Raw genomic sequence first — 18,802 nt, 5'->3', positions numbered from 1 at the left:
AACGGAAATTGTGAGTGGTGCGGCAGCTTTATCTAATGGCTAATTAAATTTTAATACATTTTTTGTAGATTTATAGTTCTAAAAAAAACCGAAATGGAAGATTCTCTAAATAAAAATAGCGCCACTGTCGAAGCAAATAATCCTGCTCACTACGCCACTATTATAGTTGGTATTGTAATTGGCTTAACTGGTATTTTTCTTCGTTTTACAGGCTCTTGGCCAATGATTAGCCTTGTTTCAAATGTGCTATGGGTTGCGGGTGCGGTAATCTGTTTAAGATCAGTTCTAAAAATATTAAAGTAAATTCAACTTCATAAAAAAAGGCTCATTTCCTTCTGGTAATGAGCCTTTTTCTGTTTTAAAAATTGCCCGAATGGATAAAGGCCTTTACCATTTTTTCGGATGATTACCGAGGTTTATATTTCGATTGGCTAAGTATCTTTTGGGAATCGCTTTCTAACATCAATTGCTGTAAGCTCACTTCTGGGTTTTTATCCATGTATTTCTTTACAATTTGCCAACCAGTCCAAATGCCTAGCTTGGGGGCCGAATCCGACTTCTCACCAATGCCCGGAGTGAAAGGAGCCTCAGCCAAATATTTCTGTATCTTCAAGTAATCTGATTCAAATAAAAGATTGTTTTCTAGAAAATAAGCCCAAATTCCAGCTTCATTTTCATCGCACCAATCGATTTGCGTTTTAGAATATCCAATCTTGAGGGTATCACTTGTTTCAGGCATCACAGCGTCCATTAGGTAAAGAATTTTCCCATTGTAAACCATCTTGCTTAATAAAGTACGATCGCTGTCTTTTTCAGGGAAGAGATCTTCGCGAATAAAGGTTTCTACAACCCGCGGACTAATATTCTCTGGGTTGAATCGACGGGCAATGTAAGCGGGTATGCTTTCCCTTAATGCAGGGTAAAAACGTTCACCATTTTTTCCGAGAAACATGTCTAAACCAATTCCAATATAGTCGTTGCCAATTGGAGTTTGCACGGCAAATCCAGATATAAAACTGATTAAGCGGGGTAGTTTTTGCTTTGGATAATAGTATTTGATGTATTTAAAGGCCTCGTTGATCTCCAATTCTTGCTGTTTGAGGTCAGGAAAAGTTTTGTCGACAGTGCTTTTGAGCTCCAAATAATCTGGGTTTTGAAGGATCAATCTTAAGTTGGAATAATGCGCTGTATCGCTCGGAACACCTGCTAGGATTATTTTATCTACATAATCATTGTAAAACCAAGTGTATTTTTCTCTTAAGTTGGGCGCTTTTTTTGAGATATCATTGGGGTTCAACTTTCCAAAATCTATGTCAAATCGTTCAATTTTAGTGTTTAGACTGATTTTGCTGATATCAGGCGTCTTTTTATTATTACAAGACAGTATCATCAGGCATATTAAAAAAAACAGGTAAATTTGCGCTCGAATCATAATTAAAGATAAATCGCTAAATTATGAAAATGAAGAGATATATCGGTGTTTAGCTTGTTAAATAACTCTTCCTATTTCAGCAATTAGTTTTAACGAATTTTACTATGAAAATAGCCCTTGCGCAACTTAATTACATTATCGGAGACTTCGAATTCAATACCTCGAAAATAATTGATACGCTTCAATCTGCGAAAACGCAAGGTGCTGATTTAGTCGTATTTGCCGAATTATCTGTTTGTGGCTACTCCCCATGTGATTTTTTAGACTTTTCTGAATTTATCAAGCAATGTGAAGGTTCGGCTGAAAAAATTGCTACAGCATGTAAGGGCATTGCCTGCATCATCGGACTCCCAACTCGTAACCCTGAAATTAAGGGTAAGGATTTGTATAATTCTGCCTATTTTATTGAGGATGGAAAAGTGAAGGCTATTGTGAGTAAAGCTCTGCTTCCAAATTATGATGTTTTTGATGAGTACCGCTATTTTGAACCTGCAATAAATTTTAGTTGTGTCGATTTTAAAGGTCATAAAATTGCCCTAACTATTTGTGAAGATCTTTGGAATATTAATGATAATCCAATGTACGTGATTTCTCCAATGGATGAGCTAATAAAGGAAAATCCAGATCTAATGATCAATATTGCGGCCTCTCCTTTCGCCTACAATCACGATGAAGAAAGGGTGCAAATATTAGGGGATAACTGCCGAAAATATAATCTTCCATTGTTTTATGTCAATCAGATTGGTGCTCAAACTGAAATTATTTTTGATGGTGGATCCTTAGTATTTGATCAAGATGGCTCCCTGCTACATGAACTTCCCTATTTCCAAGAAAGTCTGAATTTTTACTCTTTTGAAGGTGGTAAAATATTGGGACAAAATTCCATCGTTCACAATCCACATAATGATATCGAGCAAATTCATGATGCTTTAGTTTTAGGTATTAAGGATTATTTCGCAAAATCTGGCTTCAAGAAGGCTATTTTAGGTCTTTCCGGAGGAATCGACTCTGCTCTTGTGTGTGCTCTTGCTGCCGAGGCTCTAGGAGCAGATAATGTTATGGCAGTTTTAATGCCTTCAGACTACTCTAGCAATCATTCTATACAAGATGCATTAGATCTTGTGGCTAACCTTTGCTGTAAGCATGAGATTATTCCTATAAAAGAGGCTACAGCCGCTTTCGATAGTATGATGAAGCCTGCCTTTATGGACCTTCCTTTCAATGTGGCTGAAGAAAATATTCAAGCACGTAGCAGAGGTATTGTGCTAATGGCTATGTCTAATAAATTTGCTTATATTCTGCTTAATACATCCAATAAAAGCGAGTGTGCTGTTGGCTATGGCACTTTATACGGCGATATGGCGGGAGCTATTTCTGTATTGGGGGATGTGTACAAAACGCAAGTATATAAGCTAGCTCATTTTATCAATAGAAATAATGAAATTATTCCTCAAAATAGTATCGTGAAGCCTCCTTCTGCTGAGTTACGTCCGGGACAAAAAGATTCAGACTCTTTGCCAGATTATGATACCCTCGATGCCATCTTATTTCAATATGTCGAGCTTAAAAAAAGTGTGTCCGAGTTAATCTCAATGGACTTCGATGAGGCTTTAGTAAAACGTATTATCCGAATGGTGAATATGGCCGAATTTAAGCGAAAGCAGGCTCCCCCGATACTTAGAGTTTCACCAAAGGCATTTGGATCGGGTAGGAGAATGCCGATTGTGGCGAAATATGGGGTCTGAGGACGGAGGTAGGAGGTAGGAGGTCTGATGTCTGAGGTAGGAGGACTGAGGTCTGGGGTAGGAGGACAAAGGTAGGAGATATGAGAACTTAGGCACGGTATTCGTCTTAAATCTCAAATCTCCCATCTCACATCTCATATCTCCCATCTCAAATCTCCCATCTCAAATCCATCTACCCAATCATTGTTCTAACGCGCTCAAGCAGTACCTTAGTTTTCTTGATACCCTCGTATTCTCCAATTTTATCTCCCTCATACTCAATACCAACATAACCCTTAAAGCCTGAATCTTTTACGATTTTGAGCATTTTCATGTAATCGGTTTCAACGCAATTTCCTTGCTCATCAAAGTCAATTGATTTAGCACTTACAGCTTTTGCATAAGGCATCATTTCAAGGGTTCCTTTATATCTATCGTATTCTTCAACACATTTGTTTCCTTCACGAGTTAGGCAGAAATTATTGAAATCAGGTAGCGTTCCTACATTTTTTTCTCCTACCGATTTCATTACGCCACTTAGCCAGCTACCGTCTGAACTATATCCACCGTGATTTTCAACAATAACATTAATGCCCATGCTTGATGCAAACTCACCTAAGCGACCTAATCCGTCGATTGCTGCAGTTCTAACCTCTGCCGCCGTCCCAACGCCATAAGCATTTACACGAATAGTAGCACATCCTAAATATTTTGCAGCTTCTACCCATTTTTTATGGTTGTCGACCGCTTGAAGGCGTTTTGCTTGATCTAATTCTCCTAAATTACCTTCACCATCACACATAATTAGGTGGTTTTTAACCCCATTGTCATTGCAACGCATTAAGAGCTCATTCAGATACTTTGTGTCTTTAGCTTTATCCTTAAAAAAGGCATTCACATATTCTACCGCGCTGATGCCAAACTCTTTCTTGGCAACAACTGGAAAATCTAAATTATCTATTTTCTTACTAAATAATGCTTTGTGAAGAGACCATTCAGCAAGTGAAATTTCAAAAAAAGAATTTTGTAAATCTGCTGCATTTGCATTTTTACGTGCTACACATGAATATAAAGATGTAGGAATTAATGCAATTCCTGCTAAGCCAGAAATTTGATGGATGAATTTTCGACGGTTATTTGACATATTTGCTATTTTTTATTTTTGAAATTACAACATTTATAGATTATTCTGAAAATTTATAGGAGATATCTTTTTTAACCTCTCACCAATAATGCAATAATTATCTTTTTTATTCTGGTTTATGTAACAAAGCTATAAATATTATAATAAGCACTATAATAAACCGTTTCTTTGCAGTGGTTAGTTAAGGTGTTGATTTAAATCTTTGTAGTGTGATTCATCAACAATTTTTAAGGTGTGTTTGTAAGAAAATCTGTCCAATATTGGACAGATTTTCTTATTTATCACTTTTCTTAAAGATGCTGAACAATAGTAAAATCAGAAAAGCTACACTTCCTAAAGATGCAGTTTTGGCAATGTAATCGCCATATTTTACGTAAAATGTAAGTTCTTCATTCAAGTTTATATCTTGTTTTAAGGTGCCAGGCATCCACCATTTGGTCCTTTGTACGATGGTGCCTCTTTGATCAATGAAAGCAGATATACCGGTATTTGCAGCGCGCGCCACCCATCGTCTGGTTTCAATTGCTCTTAGCTTCGCATATTGCAAATGCTGATCCTTACCGGAAGTATTACCCCACCACGCATCATTGGTAATAATCGCAATAAATTGCGCATCTTTTTTGATGTAATCGGCTACGTATTCGCCCCATATAGATTCATAGCAAATAACTGCTGCCGCTCCAATGCCGCTTTGGGAATAAAATACGGAAGGTTCGCTCTGTTTCCCATAGCTTCCTGAAGATCCTCCAAAGGCTTTAAATAGGGGCTTTAAAAAAGATAAAGAATTTGAAAATGGTGTTTGCTCCACACCCGGCACTAGCTTCGACTTATGGTAGAATTGTAGCTTTGCTGAATTTTCAATGAGCACGGCAGCATTGAATACATCGAAATAAGTGCCCGATTTGCTATCATGTCGCGCCGTTTCCGTTTTGGCCGTATCGTAAATGGAATAACTTTCAATCCCTGAAATAAGATTCCCATTTTTATAATTGACCAAAAAATCCTGAATCCTTATAAAGCTGGGATCTTCTCTAAATGTTTTTTCTTCTGTTCCCTTCGAAATGGCAGTCTCGGGCCAGACAAAGAACTCGGTATTGGCTTGTCCGGCAGACTCAGATAATTTAATCAGCTTTTCTAGTTGATCTGAGGAGGATAAAGATCCAAACTTTTCATAAGGGTCGATATTGGGTTGTACCACCACCACATTTGCTGGATTAACCCTTTCCTCATAATTCAAATAAATAAGTACTGAGAACATTATTGGGAGAAGAATAAATGCAGCTGTTATTCCCTGAAGCTTTATTTTTCTAGCTTTCTCAAGCTTATTTTTTATCGCTAATCTGTTTTCAAAGAGAAGAATATTAGAGAGTAAAACCCACAATGTGCCACCATAAACTCCTGTATATTCATACCATTGAACAAGATAATGTGATTCGGCAAATCCATTTCCTAAGTTCATCCAAGGGAAGGCAAGATCCCAGGTTTGATGCAAATATTCATATCCTATCCACAGACAAATGAAGCCAACGTAGCTCCATATTTTGCTAGTAACCTTCCGGAGCTGAAAATAAAGCCAAAAAGATAGAGCCATCAGAATGGCGGCAAGGAAAAATGGTATCTGTGCAATGATAAGTGCCAGCCATGTCGGCATGACCGCATCCAGGGAGTTGAAAACCCAATAAATGGAGCCCGTATTCCAGATGAAAAAGCAAATAATAGCGATGCGCCAAATGAGTTTACCCTTCTTTTTCTCTTCTGATTGAATGATGTTTTCCGCTGCTTGGAATAATGGGACTAATGCTAGGAGCAAAATTAAGGCAGTAAATGGTATTGGTGGCCAGGCTAACCACAATAATAATGCACTAAGGAGTGCCAGTTGATAGTTCTTTTTCACTTATAATTGAGATAAAATATCTGCTTTTTTACGTTCATATTCCGCCTGACTAATCAGTTGTTTTTCGAAGAGTATTTTTAATTTTTCGAGTTTTTGGATGAGTTCATCTTCTGTATGACCTCTTTCTGCGGTTGAGGAAATATCCATTTCGTCTTTTACCTCTATGTAAGAAGTATAATCGTCTGCTAAGTTCTCATTTTGTATTATTTTACTGTTACCTGAGGGACTCATTTTGTACTTTTCCATTTGCTCATTACAAAATTGATAAAGCTTTCTTGCTTGAACTTTTGGGATATAGTCAATGCTAACATTTTCACCTCTTTGTGGAACAATGATAAATTTGGAGCTCAAAAATCCCTCTTTGAATGAAACCTCCTTCACGTCCGCCCAATAGAAAGTGATGAAATTGGTGGTCAAGCCCAGATTTTCAGGAATGCAGAATACAATGCGTTTATTGCTTACCGCGATGCTGTCGGGATTAATCGTTACACCAGGTCTTTTTTGTATCGCTAAATAAATTACCGGTTCATCCGAATTGAGCATATCTCTTAATTTCGCTAAGACTTTTTCCGCAGTTTTAGGATCCTGATCATCAGTTAAATATTGTTCTATTGACATAATTATTTTTTATTTACCAGCAACACAAATAACAATTTCACCTTTTAAGGTATGAGTTTCAAAATATAATTTTATCTCTTCAAGTGTGCCTCTCACCGTTTCTTCAAACATTTTGCTGAGTTCACGCGAGACTGATGCTTGGCGGCCTGTACCTAAATATTGTCCCAATTCATCTAATGTTTTTAACAGTCGGTGCGGCGATTCATAGAATATCATGGTACGTGTTTCATTTGTTAGTTCTTTCATTCGAGTTTGGCGACCTTTTTTAACGGGTAAAAAGCCCTCAAAAGTAAATCTATCAGCTGCAAGCCCCGAATCTACCAATGCCGGCACAAAGGCTGTCGGACCTGGGAGGCACTCCAATGGTATTTCATTGCGAATGGCTTCTCGAACTAGCAAAAAGCCGGGGTCTGAAATTGCTGGTGTTCCAGCATCAGAAATCAAGGCAATTTGCTTGCCCTCTTTTAAAAATCGAATAACCTCCGTCACCGATTTGTGTTCATTGTGCTGATGGTGCGAAAATATTTTTTTATCAATGCCAAAATGCTTCAATAAAGGGGCACTTGTGCGGGTATCTTCCGCCAAAATCAGATCCACCTCCTTAAGAATACGTACGGCTCTGAAGGTCATATCTTCGAGATTTCCGATTGGTGTTGGTACAAGAAAGAGTTTACCGCTCATGTATTTTAATTTAATTCGGACAATAATCGAGGAATATTCCTAAACCAAAGCCCAAACTCCAAAAGTTTATATCTTTGTATAAAATTATTAAAGATGCTGCAAGTTAGTTATATCCGTGAAAATAGGGAGGAAGTTTTAAATCGTTTATCGGTAAAGAATTTTAAGCACCTTGATTTGGTTGATCAAATCCTAAAATTGGATGATGATCGCCGTCAAACTCAAACTCAGCTGGACTCCATAGCTGCAGAGGCAAATGCAAGTGCTAAGAAAATTGGCGACCTGATGCGCCAGGGGCTTAAAGACGAAGCAGAAAGCATTAAGCAACAGTCGAATAGCAATAAAGAGCAAAGCAAAACTCTCGGAGATAAATTAAGTGCCATCGAAATATTATTGCAAAACGAACTTGTCTTGCTTCCTAATTTGCCGCATATTTCTGTGCCTAAAGGTAAAACGCCGGAAGAGAATTTGGTTGTTTTGGAGCATGGAAAAATCCCTGAACTTATGCCAAATGCACTTCCTCATTGGGAGCTGGCTACAAAATACGATATCATTGATTTTGAACTCGGCAATAAAATTGCTGGTGCTGGATTTCCCGTTTACAAAGGTAAAGGTGCCAAATTGCAGCGTGCACTAATTAATTTCTTTCTAGATCATGCTGAAAAGGAAGGCTATCGGGAGATGCAGCCACCTATTGTAGTGAATGAGGCTTCGGGCTTCGGGACTGGTCAGCTTCCTGATAAAGAAGGGCAGATGTACCATATCGGCATTGATAATTTATATCTAATTCCTACAGCAGAGGTTCCCATCACTAATTTATACCGCGATGTAATTCTTAAAGAAGATGAATTACCCGTAAAAAATTGCGCTTATACACCTTGCTTCCGTCGTGAAGCGGGATCCTATGGTGCACATGTTCGCGGATTGAACAGATTGCATCAGTTTGATAAGGTGGAAATTGTACAAGTTGTCCATCCAAGTACTTCTTATCAAGTCCTAGAAGATATGAGCGCCTATGTACAATCGCTCCTGAAAGCTTTAGAACTTCCATACCGCGTTTTAAGTCTTTGTGGTGGAGACATGGGGTTCACCTCCGCTAAAACCTACGACATGGAAGTATGGTGCGCTGCACAGGCTCGCTGGCTGGAGGTTTCTTCAGTATCTAATTTTGAAACCTATCAGAGTAATCGCCTAAAATTACGCTTCAAAAGTAAGGAAGGTAAATCTCAATTAGCCCATACTTTAAATGGTAGTGCATTAGCTTTGCCTAGAATTGTAGCGTCATTATTGGAAAACAATCAGACAGAAAAAGGCATTAAAATACCAGCGGCATTGGTTCCTTATACTGGTTTTGAGTATATTGACTAAGTGAATTAGATTCTTTTTTGGTTTTTGGGCTCTAGAAACTAGATAAACTGATTGCCATTTTTTGGTTTCTTCATGCAACAGTATTTATAAGACATTTGATTCTCACGGTCTATTTGTATACTGTATGCGATGAAATTCCATCTCATAAAAGGCTTAACATTTCTTAACATAAGTCAATGTTATACCTTTTGATGATTTGTATTTTTGAATTATAAAAATTACTAATATGAGTACAAAAAGTTTAGAATTAGTGGTGAGTCCGAGTGCTCCACATTTTGTCGGAGATGGTTTTAGAGTACATAATTTCGTACCTAGTGCCTATAAATTGGATATGAAGCGCATGGATCCAATTATTATGTTGGATTATAATTCAAAATATACTTTTGAGCCAAGTTTAGAGCCTAAAGGCGTTGGCGTACATCCACATCGTGGTTTTGAGACCGTAACTATCGCTTATAAAGGTAAAATTGAACATCATGATAGCAGTGGTGGCGGGGGAGTTATTGCGGAGGGTGATGTGCAATGGATGACGGCGGCGAGTGGAGTTTTACATAAAGAATTTCACGAGAAGGAATGGAGTAAAAAGGGGGGCGAGTTTCAAATGGTGCAAATGTGGGTAAATTTGCCTGCAAAATATAAAATGAGTACGCCTAAATACCAGGCTCTTGAGAACTCAAAAATGAGTCGTGTTCAACTTGAACATTCGGCTGGCGAAGTTGAAATTATTGCCGGTGAATACCAAGGCATAAGTGGGGCGGCGTCAACCTTTACGCCACTGCATTTATATAATGCTAGAATCAATAAAGGTGCAAATGCCAATTTCAGCTTTCCAAGTCATTTTAATACCGGATTGTTAGTTGTTGAAGGTAGTATCAAGGTTAATAATAGCCAAGAAGTACCTACAGATCATTTTGTATTGATGGCTAATGATGGGGAAGATTTTGTTGTGCAGGCAAGTAGCGATGCACTTGTTCTAGTTTTGAGTGGTGAGCCAATTAATGAGCCTATTGCGAGCCACGGGCCATTTGTGATGAACACAAGAGAAGAAATAGTGCAGGCATTTGAAGATTATAATAACGGGAAATTCGGGTATTTGGCGGATTAAGCAATAAAAGGCAGGGTTTATATTTTAGCCAAGCCTTTTCTCAACCACCTGATTTAAACATTCAAGTACCAGTTGTCCCATGGTTTTACAGTTTTTGAATGCTGGATTTTTATGGTATGCAGATAGTTCTTTGCCCAATTGTTTCACTTTTTCTTCTGGTGCAATTTCATCCATTTCCATTACCTTAAATAGCTCCTCGATGCGGTAATAGCCTGTGCGGAAGCGGTTTGCTAAAAGGCTTCGTTCTTCTTCTTGATATTGTCTCATGGTGGTTTCATCCATATGTTGCATCCCAAGTTGAACTAATGCTAAATTCTCTTTAAAATAATGTGGTAAATACATTTTTAGCCTTCCTTCATACGATTGCTGGTCGAAGTCGATTGCCCGAAAACGATATTGATTCCCTTCAATATCTGGTGTTATATCCACCACGAAATTATAAGAGCGCATATCACCAAGAAGCCTTAGAAAACAGCGCTCATTAAATTTTACAAACTCTTTGCAGATTCTAATCTGATTAAACTTGGAGGTTCCTAATCTTCTACTAATAAATTCATCACCGGGTAAGCCAGGAATATGTTCTTCAATTAAAGTATTGCTATCAGTTAAGTAGCTGATTCTGTTTGGCGAAAGAATATGCTCAAGCTCGAGTCCGTAAACCCTCGAAGCATCTGCAATTTTCACATAAAAATGATCGTAATTATCGTTCAGTCGGTTGATGATACGAACCCTAAATGGTTTGGTATTGGCAAAAGTGCAATAATCGATGCGTGCAACTGATAAATGCTCCATTACCGCTGTATCGCCGTCGGTATTCATCAAGGCATAAATATAGGTGAGATTAGGGAATAGTTCCTTCATCTCGCTTTCATCATAATAAACCGTATACCATAGCGTATCGCGCCCTTCTTTATCCCGCAAAGGCGTTTTCAAGTTAAAGCGCATTAAATCAGAATATTGAACCGGAAGTTTAACCTCCCTGTCAAATTTCAATAGGTATTCACGAAGCTCAGGCCTAATGGAATAGGATTGTTTTTTCTTAGATGGAACAACATCTCTAGGCTCCTTTTGTTGTGAATGCATTTTATTCGGTTATCAGTTGTCAGTTTTCGGTTGTCAGTTTTCGGTTATCAGTTCTCAGTTTTCGGTTGTCAGTCCTCCGACTTCAGCCCTCAGTTGTCAGTTTTCGGTTATCGGTTGTCAGTCCTCCGACTTCAGCACTCAGTTGTCAGTTTTCGGTTATCAGTTGTCAGTCCTCCGTCCTCATACCTCAGATTTCATACCTCAGTCCTCATACCTCTACTTAATTTCAAATACCGCTCGAATCAGATAATTTAGCTTAATTTTTTTAAAATCAATTTCGGGCATGTTATCCTCAGAGGAAGCAGCTCTGAGAACTGTTTTAGCAAAATTCATGATTTCAGGCTGAGCATCATTATTGATTTCCTGAATTTCTAATGGGCCCCCTAAAGTCCCGCCAATCGAATTTATTAGATATTCAGCCTTTTCTTTGGCATTTTGTAAGGCTTTGATTTTAAGATCTTTTTTTAAACTTTCCATTTTAGAATAGTCATAGCTCTCAATATTACTGTATTCAATACCTTTTGGATCAACAGCGCTCATGATCTCATTAAATTTTGTGAGATCAGTTACCTTGATGCGGTATTGTTTGCGCGCCAGAAAATCAGGAGTTTTTTTCTTTTCCCACCAGTTATTATAGCTAGAAATATTATTGATTGTGAAGTTTTCTTGTGGAATACCTGCCTTTAACACAGCCGATTGAAGCTGGCGTTCAAGCTCCTCGATCTCTACTTTCTTTTTGTTATTCGAATCTTTAAAATACTCCTTTAATGACATACCAATATAGATAATGTCTGGCGTTACTTCAGCTTCAGCAGAACCATTAACTTCGATCTTTCTGCGGGTATCGATATTTTGTGAAAGTGCACTTAAGCTGAATACGCTTAATAGTGCCAATGCGATCATATTTTTCATAGTTGTGATTTAAAATGTGATTTATTGAATTGGAGTTAAAATTTCATGCCAATTATACATTTCACTTACAATTTGTTTGAGAAAGGAGCGAATAAAAAAGGCCTTTTCAGGCCTTAAAATTTATTCTTCAATAACTTCACTATGAATGTGTACTTCTTCTTCTTTTTCTTCCTTGAAGTAGGTTTTCTGATAGATTAATATCATAATTACTCCAATAGAGATCGCTGAATCGGCTAGGTTAAACACTGGCCTGAAGAAAACGAGCTCTTCGCCACCCCAAAAGGGAAACCATGAGGGATAAGTTCCTTGAATGATAGGCATATAAAACATATCAACTACCTTACCATGAAAGAGACTTGAATATCCGCCTTCTGCTGGCATAAATTGAGCGGGTTCATAATAGGAGCTTTCACTAAATATCATCCCATAAAAGCTTGAGTCGATGATATTACCCATTGCCCCTGCAAATATTAGCGATAAATTCATGATCAATCCACGGTGATATTTGTGCTTAATCATGTGAATTAAACCATAGCCAATACCTAGGACTGCCACAATGCGGAATAAGGTTAAGGCAAGCTTTCCAGCTTCACCACCAAACTCCATCCCGAATGCCATTCCATTATTTTCGGTGAAATGAATAATTGCCCAATTGCCAATAATTTTAAACTCTTGGCCAAGCGTCATATTAAGCTTAATCCAAAACTTTAAAACTTGGTCGGCAATTAAAATCAGTATAATTGCAGTTAATGGTCTTGAATAAGCTTTCATTTAGGACTGTTTCAGTTTAGCTTCCATACTTAAAGTAGCATGTGGTACTGCACGCAACCGCTCTTTAGGGATTAATTTCCCAGTTTCTCTGCAAATGCCATAGGTTTTATTCTCGATGCGCACTAAAGCATTCTCCAGACTGTCAATAAACTTCCTTTGGCGTGCTGCCAATTGATTGATTGATTCTTTTTCAAGAGTTGCTGACCCATCTTCAAGGGTTTTATAGGTCCCTGCAGTATCATCAGTCCCGTTCATGTTAGGATTGCTTAGCGATTGGGCTAAAGCAGACAATTCCTCCCTTGAGCTACGTAATTTTTCAGTTATAAGATCTTTAAATTCCTGTAATTCTGAATCAGAATATCTAGTTTTTTCGTGTACATCCATTTCTATCCTTTTTTAATTAGTATCATTAAATCGTGTTCGTCAATGTTCACCACTTCGCCTCCATGTAGCTCATTTACAAGCTCTAGTGAGTCGGCCAGGATTTCAGCGCAAATATAAGATAAATTATTTTTCAAGGCTTCCGAAACATAAGGATGATCTTGAACCTGCACGTTTATCTTATCAGTAACCTCAAAACCTTTATCTTTCCTCATGTTTTGAATGCGGTTAACTAATTCTCTTGAAATTCCTTCTTGCTTAAGGTCTTCGCTGATGGTAATATCTAGGGCTACTGTTAATGCACCGATATTGGCTACTTGCCATCCCGGAACATCTTCTGCCAAGATCTCCACATCTTCAACATCTATCTGGTAGCTAGTACCTGGGATGTTAATTTTACCCTCACTTTCAAAGCGGCTGATGTCTAGTTGTGATAAGGTATTTAATGCCTCAGCCACAACTTTCATATCCTTACCAACTTTCGGGCCTAAAGCTTTAAAATTCGGTTTTATTTTTTTGCTGATGATACCAGAAGTGTCAGAAATAAACTCTATCTCTTTAATATTGGTTTCAGATAAGATCAAATCTTTGATTCTCTCAACACGTTCCCTGAAATGTTTATCTAAGACCGGAATTAAAGCTTTTCCTAAAGGCTGCCTTACATTTATTCCTACTTTCTTTCTCAATGAAAGAATGAGTGATGAAATATTTTGTGCAAGGCCCATGCGCTCCTCAAGAGCTTTATCAACCAAGCTTTCTTGGTATTCAGGGAAATCTGCAAGGTGAACCGATAAGGCCTGTTCTTTGCCCGTAACCTTATTAAGGTCGATAAATAAACGATCGCTAAAGAATGGTGCAACTGGAGCCATTAACTTAGCAATGGTGTTTAGGCAGGTATAAAGTGTCTGATAAGCCGAAATTTTATCTTCTGTATAATCTCCCTTCCAAAAACGTCGGCGACATAAACGCACGTACCAATTGCTTAAATGCTCATCTACAAAATTCTGGATGGCACGTGTTGCACGTGTTGGCTCGAAGTCGGCATAGTATTTATCTACCTCCAGGTTTAATGAATTTAAAAGTGAGATAATCCAGCGATCAATTTCGGGTCTTTCTTTTACATCTGCTTCCTCAAACTTAAAACTGTCTATATTAGCATACAATACAAAGAAAGCATAGGTATTGTGCAGCGTACCAAAAAACTTACGGCGCACCTCATCAATTCCTTCGATATTGAATTTCAAATTATCCCATGGCGATGCATTGCTTATCATGTACCAACGTGTTGGATCTGCGCCGTATTTCTCAATAGTCTCAAATGGATCTGCGGCATTACCCAAGCGTTTCGACATTTTATTGCCGTTTTTATCGAGTACTAAACCGTTAGAAACCACATTTTTAAAGGCCACGCTGTCATTTAGCATCACACTAATGGCATGGAGCGTAAAGAACCAGCCACGGGTTTGATCCACACCCTCCGCGATGAAATCGGCTGGGAAAATAGAACCTGCAAGCTCTGGCTGTCCATTTGCTGGTGCGTGTGAATGCTTGTTCCAATATTCTAAAAAGTCTTTGGGACTTATATTTCCGCTTTTGCCTTCTTCTGTTGGTGGGAGCCCCCATTGTGCATAAGGCATTGCTCCCGAATCGAACCAAACATCGATAAGGTCGGGTTCGCGGAGCATTTTCTTGCCTGAGGCCGAAACTAATATCACATCATCCACGTAAGGGCGGTGCATGTCATTAATTTCAAAGTTAGGATCCATAAATCCTGCCGCTACCGATTGTTTAATTTCATTGCGAAGATCCTGAACAGATCCGATACATTTTTCTTCGGAGCCATCTTCAGTACGCCAAATTGGAAGTGGAGTACCCCAGTATCTCGACCGGGATAAATTCCAGTCGACTAAGTTCTCCAGCCAATTGCCAAAACGGCCAGTCCCAGTTGATTCTGGCTTCCAATTAATAGTTTTATTGAGTTCTACAAGACGGTCTTTAACGGCGGTAGTTTTGATAAACCAGCTATCGAGCGGATAATACAAGACCGGCTTATCTGTCCGCCAACAATGCGGGTAACTGTGCTCGTATTTTTTAACGTCAAAAGCCTTGTTATCTTCTTTTAGTTTGATGGCAATGAGTACATCTGTAGGTCTGAAATCAGGATTTTTGCGTTCCTCATCGCTATAATATTCTTCTTTAACGAATTTGCCAGCGAAGTCTGTAACCTCTTGAACCATGCGCCCTTGCTTATCAACAAGTGGGAATTCATTGCCTTTTTCGTCGATAACCATCACCGATGGGACATTGTTTTCGCGGCAAGCCCTGAAATCGTCTGCACCAAAAACTGAGGCCGTGTGAACAATACCGGTACCATCTTCTGTAGTAACAAAATCGGCAGGAATAACGCGGAAAGCATTTTGCTCTAGGTTTTCATTCGTTACATAAGGCATCAATTGATGGTAATGAAGGCCAAGTAGTTCTGAACCTTTAAATTCGTTCACTATTTGCCAAGGTATAAGTTTGTCGCCACCTTTATAGTCCTGAAAAGCAATGTTTTGAGCTTCTTCTTTAAAATATTTTGAAACGAGGTCTTTAGCAAGGATTACGCTTACAGGAATGAAAGTATAGGGGTTAAAAGTTTTAATTTTAACATAATTGATGGATACCCCAACAGCAAGCGCACAATTTGATGGGAGCGTCCAAGGAGTGGTTGTCCAGGCCAAAATGCAGGTATCTTCACCTTCATGATCAAATAATTTACCCATTAAAGGATGATTTTGATCGTTTTTAAGATGAAATTGAGCCACAACAGAGGTATCCTTCAGCATTTTATAGGTTCCAGGCTGATTTAACTCATGGGAGCTAAGTCCGGTTCCCGCTGCAGGAGAATAGGGTTGAACTGTATATCCTTTGTACAAAAGGCCTTTTTCGTGAAATTGTTTTAATATCCACCAAAGGGTTTCAATATAATTGTTTTCGTAGGTGATGTATGGCTTTTCGAGATCAACCCAATAGCCCATTTTTTCGGTCAGGTCGTTCCAAACATCGGTATATTTCATTACCTCTGTTCGACAGGCCTCATTGTAAGCATCAACAGTAATGATTTTGCCGATATCTTCTTTGGTGATGCCTAATTTTTTCTCTACGGCAAGTTCAATTGGAAGACCATGTGTATCCCAACCTCCTTTACGCTCTACGCGGTAGCCTTTAAGGGTTTTATAGCGACAAAAAATGTCTTTGATTGAGCGGGCCATAACATGGTGAATACCAGGCATTCCATTTGCGGATGGCGGTCCCTCGTAAAAAGTATAAGGTTTAGAAGCAGGGCGATTAGCGATACTTTTTTCAAATACTTGGTTTTGTTTCCAGTATTCTAAGATATCTTTCCCAGTTTGTGATAAATCAAGTTGCTTATATTCTTTGTACATCAGTGTTTTAACCTTCAATTTTGAGGGCGCAATTTAAGAAATTTAAGGGTTAAAAAGGGAGTTTTTTTGATTTTATATGTTGGCGGTTGTTAGTTGTTAGTTGTTAGTTGTCAGGCTGGCGACATCAGAAGAAAGAACCACCTAACTGTTTACTCCTGTGGTCGGTGTTGTCACCGTACCACTATCCTGTGGTGGCTGTTGTCACCTTAGCACTATCCTACAGACGGTGGACGAGCTACTAGAGTGATGACTGGCGGTGATGAGTCTGGTACGGTGACAACACCGACCAGAGGACATCTGCAACCTAGATCATGCCCAATACTTACCACATCGAACTACCTACCTGTGGTCGGTGTTGCCACCGTACCACTATCCTGTGGCCGAGGTTGTCATATTACCACCATCCTGTGGTCGGTGTTGTCACCGTACCACCGACAAGAGGACCGACCGGAGGAATCCCTACATATCCCAAGTCTCGCCCTTCGCCTTCGCGATCTTCTTCCTCTTACGTTTGTCAAGTAAAACTAGAAGCGCTGGGAGCAGCGTAAGGTTCGAAACAAGCGCTATGATCAGCGTAATTGATAGCAGCAAGCCTAAAATCATGGTACCTCCAAAAGTGCTGGCCGTAAATATTCCAAAGCCAAAAAATAGGACCAAGGCAATGTGCGTCATGCTAATGCCCGTCTCGCGAATGGTATCAGAAATGACTTTCGAGGTGCTTAAATCTGTCGTTTGTAATTCTTGCTGATACCTAGTCAGGAAGTAAATGGTTTGATCGGAAGCTAATCCGAAGGCAATGGTAAATATTAAAATGGTAGAAGGCTTGAGTGGAATGTTGAAAAAGCCCATCAAACCGGCAGTAATAATCAGTGGAATAATATTGGGAAGCAAGGAAATAAACATGATTTTAATATCCTTAAACTGCCATAAACGCAGCATGGAGATCAAGAAAATAGCTAAAAGTATACTCTCCACTAGGTGGGTCAACATGTAATCGGTACCCTTTGAAAAAATGATGCTCGAACCTGTCATGAGCACATCGAATCGCTCCGGGTTAAGAATCGAGTCGATACGAGGTTTTAGCTCTCCCATAAGTTCATTCATGCGTTTAGAGCCCACATCAGCCATTTGGAAGCTTACTCGCGCAACCTGTTTATTGCTGTCTATAAATCCTTTGAGCATATCATTATTCCCGCCCGAATTACCCAAATAGCTCAATACAAAGTTTTTCTCCATATCATTTGGGATGCGGAAAAACTGTGGATCGCCATTATAGAATGCTTGAGAGGCATATTTTAAGGCCTGATTTAAAGATACAGAGCGCGAAAATTCGGGATATTCCGAAATCATCTCCTCCATTCTATCCACCTTCTTGATGGTAGAGAGGTTTAAAACGCCATTTTTCTTGCGGGTATCAATCCCGATTTCAAGTGGTAAGATTCCTTCAAAATTATTCTCAAAGAACTTAAGATCCCGAATAATCGGTGAGTTTTGTGGCAAATCATCCACCACATAGCCATTGACATTGATTTTAAACACCCCAATGACCGAAATTAGGGTAATAACTAGTGTTGCGGCATATATCAATTTGCTACGAGTGTGCACCAAAACATCTGTTTTAATGAGTAATCGCTGTAAAAAACCATTGTCGTGATCTTCCTGTGCCTTTAATTTTGGAGCAGGCAGATAACTGAAAATTATTGGTATCAAACAAAGGCAAATAAACCAGGTAAACATCACGTTTAACGCCGCCACTAAGCCAAACTCGACAAGCAGGGCACTTCCAGTAAAGTATAAAACCCCAAATCCGATTGCTGCTGTAATATTGGCAATCAAGGTAGTTTCAGAGATTCGTAAAATGGTAACATGTAGTGCTTTTGCTTTATCGCCATGTTTACGCAGCTCATTATGGTACTTGTTAAGCAGCAAAATGCTATTTGGAATACCGATAATTACAATTAGTGGGGGAATTAATCCCGTCAAAATGGTGATTTCAAAGCCAAACATGACTAGCGTAGCGAGGCTCCAAATCACACCAACAATCACTAATAAAATCGGGAATAATACCGGATAAAGTTTGCGGAAAAAGATAAATAAAATGACTGCCGCCACTAAAATTGACAGACCTAGAAATAGCACAAATTCTTTTGAAACTAGCTGACTAACAGCCGTTCTGATGAATGGGAGTCCGGAGTAATGAACTTCATTTTTGCTCTTTTCGCTATAAGCCTGCGCCTTAGCCAGAATGGCTTTAATTACTGGTC

The 18,802-nt window shown here is 38.9% G+C and carries 15 protein-coding genes; 4 read left to right on the top strand and 11 right to left on the bottom strand.

Annotated elements, in window-relative coordinates; translation table 11 throughout:
- Positions 1–93 precede the first annotated feature (93 nt).
- Positions 94–303 (top strand): hypothetical protein, encoded by a 210-nt coding sequence (locus ACILQF_RS02940; protein ID WP_395625924.1) that lies wholly within the window; start codon positions 94–96, stop codon positions 301–303.
- 103 nt (positions 304–406) lie between these two features.
- Here the strand turns inward: ACILQF_RS02940 and gldB are convergent, their stop codons facing one another.
- Positions 407–1,432, bottom strand: a complete 1,026-nt coding sequence (gldB, locus tag ACILQF_RS02935) for a gliding motility lipoprotein GldB (RefSeq protein WP_395625923.1) — start codon at positions 1,430–1,432, stop codon at positions 407–409.
- A 104-nt stretch (positions 1,433–1,536) separates the two neighbouring features.
- Between gldB and ACILQF_RS02930 the strand changes: the two genes are divergently transcribed.
- Positions 1,537–3,177 carry an NAD+ synthase gene (locus ACILQF_RS02930; RefSeq protein WP_395625922.1) on the top strand — a complete coding sequence of 547 codons (1,641 nt, stop codon included), beginning with the start codon at positions 1,537–1,539 and terminating at the stop codon, positions 3,175–3,177.
- A gap of 172 nt (positions 3,178–3,349) precedes the next feature.
- Here the strand turns inward: ACILQF_RS02930 and ACILQF_RS02925 are convergent, their stop codons facing one another.
- From ACILQF_RS02925 to rsmI, 4 genes are all read right to left on the bottom strand, one after another.
- On the bottom strand, positions 3,350–4,300 hold the full coding sequence (locus ACILQF_RS02925) for a sugar phosphate isomerase/epimerase family protein (RefSeq protein WP_395625921.1): 951 nt from the start codon (positions 4,298–4,300) through the stop codon (positions 3,350–3,352).
- A 274-nt stretch (positions 4,301–4,574) separates the two neighbouring features.
- Positions 4,575–6,194 carry an apolipoprotein N-acyltransferase gene (gene lnt / locus ACILQF_RS02920; RefSeq protein WP_395625920.1) on the bottom strand — a complete coding sequence of 540 codons (1,620 nt, stop codon included), beginning with the start codon at positions 6,192–6,194 and terminating at the stop codon, positions 4,575–4,577.
- Complete coding sequence (locus ACILQF_RS02915; protein ID WP_395625919.1) at positions 6,195–6,812, bottom strand: PH domain-containing protein; 618 nt, start codon at positions 6,810–6,812, stop codon at positions 6,195–6,197. It lies immediately after the preceding gene.
- A gap of 9 nt (positions 6,813–6,821) precedes the next feature.
- Entirely contained in the window at positions 6,822–7,493 is a 672-nt protein-coding gene (rsmI, locus tag ACILQF_RS02910; RefSeq protein WP_395625918.1) for a 16S rRNA (cytidine(1402)-2'-O)-methyltransferase, read from the bottom strand.
- A 93-nt stretch (positions 7,494–7,586) separates the two neighbouring features.
- On the opposite strand from rsmI, the gene serS reads away from it, so the two are divergent.
- Both serS and ACILQF_RS02900 read left to right on the top strand, forming a co-directional pair.
- On the top strand, positions 7,587–8,858 hold the full coding sequence (serS, locus tag ACILQF_RS02905) for a serine--tRNA ligase (protein WP_395625917.1): 1,272 nt from the start codon (positions 7,587–7,589) through the stop codon (positions 8,856–8,858).
- Between the two features lie 226 nt (positions 8,859–9,084).
- Positions 9,085–9,963 (top strand): pirin family protein, encoded by an 879-nt coding sequence (locus ACILQF_RS02900; RefSeq protein WP_395625916.1) that lies wholly within the window; start codon positions 9,085–9,087, stop codon positions 9,961–9,963.
- Positions 9,964–9,987: 24 nt separating this feature from the next.
- Here the strand turns inward: ACILQF_RS02900 and ACILQF_RS02895 are convergent, their stop codons facing one another.
- From ACILQF_RS02895 to ACILQF_RS02870, 6 genes are all read right to left on the bottom strand, one after another.
- The gene (locus ACILQF_RS02895; RefSeq protein WP_395625915.1) at positions 9,988–11,046 is read right to left on the bottom strand and encodes a hypothetical protein; all 1,059 of its coding nucleotides are present in this window, start codon (positions 11,044–11,046) and stop codon (positions 9,988–9,990) included.
- A 216-nt stretch (positions 11,047–11,262) separates the two neighbouring features.
- Positions 11,263–11,958, bottom strand: coding sequence for an SIMPL domain-containing protein (locus tag ACILQF_RS02890; RefSeq protein ID WP_395625914.1), 696 nt, complete (start codon positions 11,956–11,958; stop codon positions 11,263–11,265).
- 120 nt (positions 11,959–12,078) lie between these two features.
- A complete protein-coding gene (locus ACILQF_RS02885) occupies positions 12,079–12,729 on the bottom strand; it encodes a lipoprotein signal peptidase (RefSeq protein WP_395625913.1) in 651 nt (216 codons plus the stop codon).
- Positions 12,730–13,113, bottom strand: coding sequence for a TraR/DksA family transcriptional regulator (locus tag ACILQF_RS02880; RefSeq protein WP_395625912.1), 384 nt, complete (start codon positions 13,111–13,113; stop codon positions 12,730–12,732).
- Between the two features lie 2 nt (positions 13,114–13,115).
- A complete protein-coding gene (ileS, locus tag ACILQF_RS02875; protein WP_395625911.1) occupies positions 13,116–16,538 on the bottom strand; it encodes an isoleucine--tRNA ligase in 3,423 nt (1,140 codons plus the stop codon).
- Between the two features lie 459 nt (positions 16,539–16,997).
- A partial coding sequence (locus tag ACILQF_RS02870; protein WP_395625910.1) for an RND family transporter occupies positions 16,998–18,802 on the bottom strand: 1,805 nt, incomplete at its 5' end.

The organism is Daejeonella sp. (genome assembly GCF_044232565.1).
GTDB lineage: Bacteria > Bacteroidota > Bacteroidia > Sphingobacteriales > Sphingobacteriaceae > Daejeonella.
Note: the sequence above shows the minus strand (reverse complement) of the source record. Positions and strands in the feature narration are given on the sequence as shown.

Excerpts from the sequence above, each read along its gene's own strand:
- ACILQF_RS02925 (WP_395625921.1), bottom strand. The coding sequence starts at position 4,300 with ATGTCAAATAACCGTCGAAAATTCATCCATCAAATTTCTGGCTTAGCA.
- ACILQF_RS02940 (WP_395625924.1), top strand. The coding sequence starts at position 94 with ATGGAAGATTCTCTAAATAAAAATAGCGCCACTGTCGAAGCAAATAAT.
- ACILQF_RS02900 (WP_395625916.1), top strand. The coding sequence starts at position 9,085 with ATGAGTACAAAAAGTTTAGAATTAGTGGTGAGTCCGAGTGCTCCACAT.
- ileS (WP_395625911.1), bottom strand. The coding sequence starts at position 16,538 with ATGTACAAAGAATATAAGCAACTTGATTTATCACAAACTGGGAAAGAT.
- ACILQF_RS02880 (WP_395625912.1), bottom strand. The coding sequence starts at position 13,113 with ATGGATGTACACGAAAAAACTAGATATTCTGATTCAGAATTACAGGAA.
- ACILQF_RS02895 (WP_395625915.1), bottom strand. The coding sequence starts at position 11,046 with ATGCATTCACAACAAAAGGAGCCTAGAGATGTTGTTCCATCTAAGAAA.
- ACILQF_RS02930 (WP_395625922.1), top strand. The coding sequence starts at position 1,537 with ATGAAAATAGCCCTTGCGCAACTTAATTACATTATCGGAGACTTCGAA.
- rsmI (WP_395625918.1), bottom strand. The coding sequence starts at position 7,493 with ATGAGCGGTAAACTCTTTCTTGTACCAACACCAATCGGAAATCTCGAA.
- serS (WP_395625917.1), top strand. The coding sequence starts at position 7,587 with ATGCTGCAAGTTAGTTATATCCGTGAAAATAGGGAGGAAGTTTTAAAT.
- ACILQF_RS02885 (WP_395625913.1), bottom strand. The coding sequence starts at position 12,729 with ATGAAAGCTTATTCAAGACCATTAACTGCAATTATACTGATTTTAATT.
- gldB (WP_395625923.1), bottom strand. The coding sequence starts at position 1,432 with ATGATTCGAGCGCAAATTTACCTGTTTTTTTTAATATGCCTGATGATA.
- ACILQF_RS02915 (WP_395625919.1), bottom strand. The coding sequence starts at position 6,812 with ATGTCAATAGAACAATATTTAACTGATGATCAGGATCCTAAAACTGCG.
- ACILQF_RS02890 (WP_395625914.1), bottom strand. The coding sequence starts at position 11,958 with ATGAAAAATATGATCGCATTGGCACTATTAAGCGTATTCAGCTTAAGT.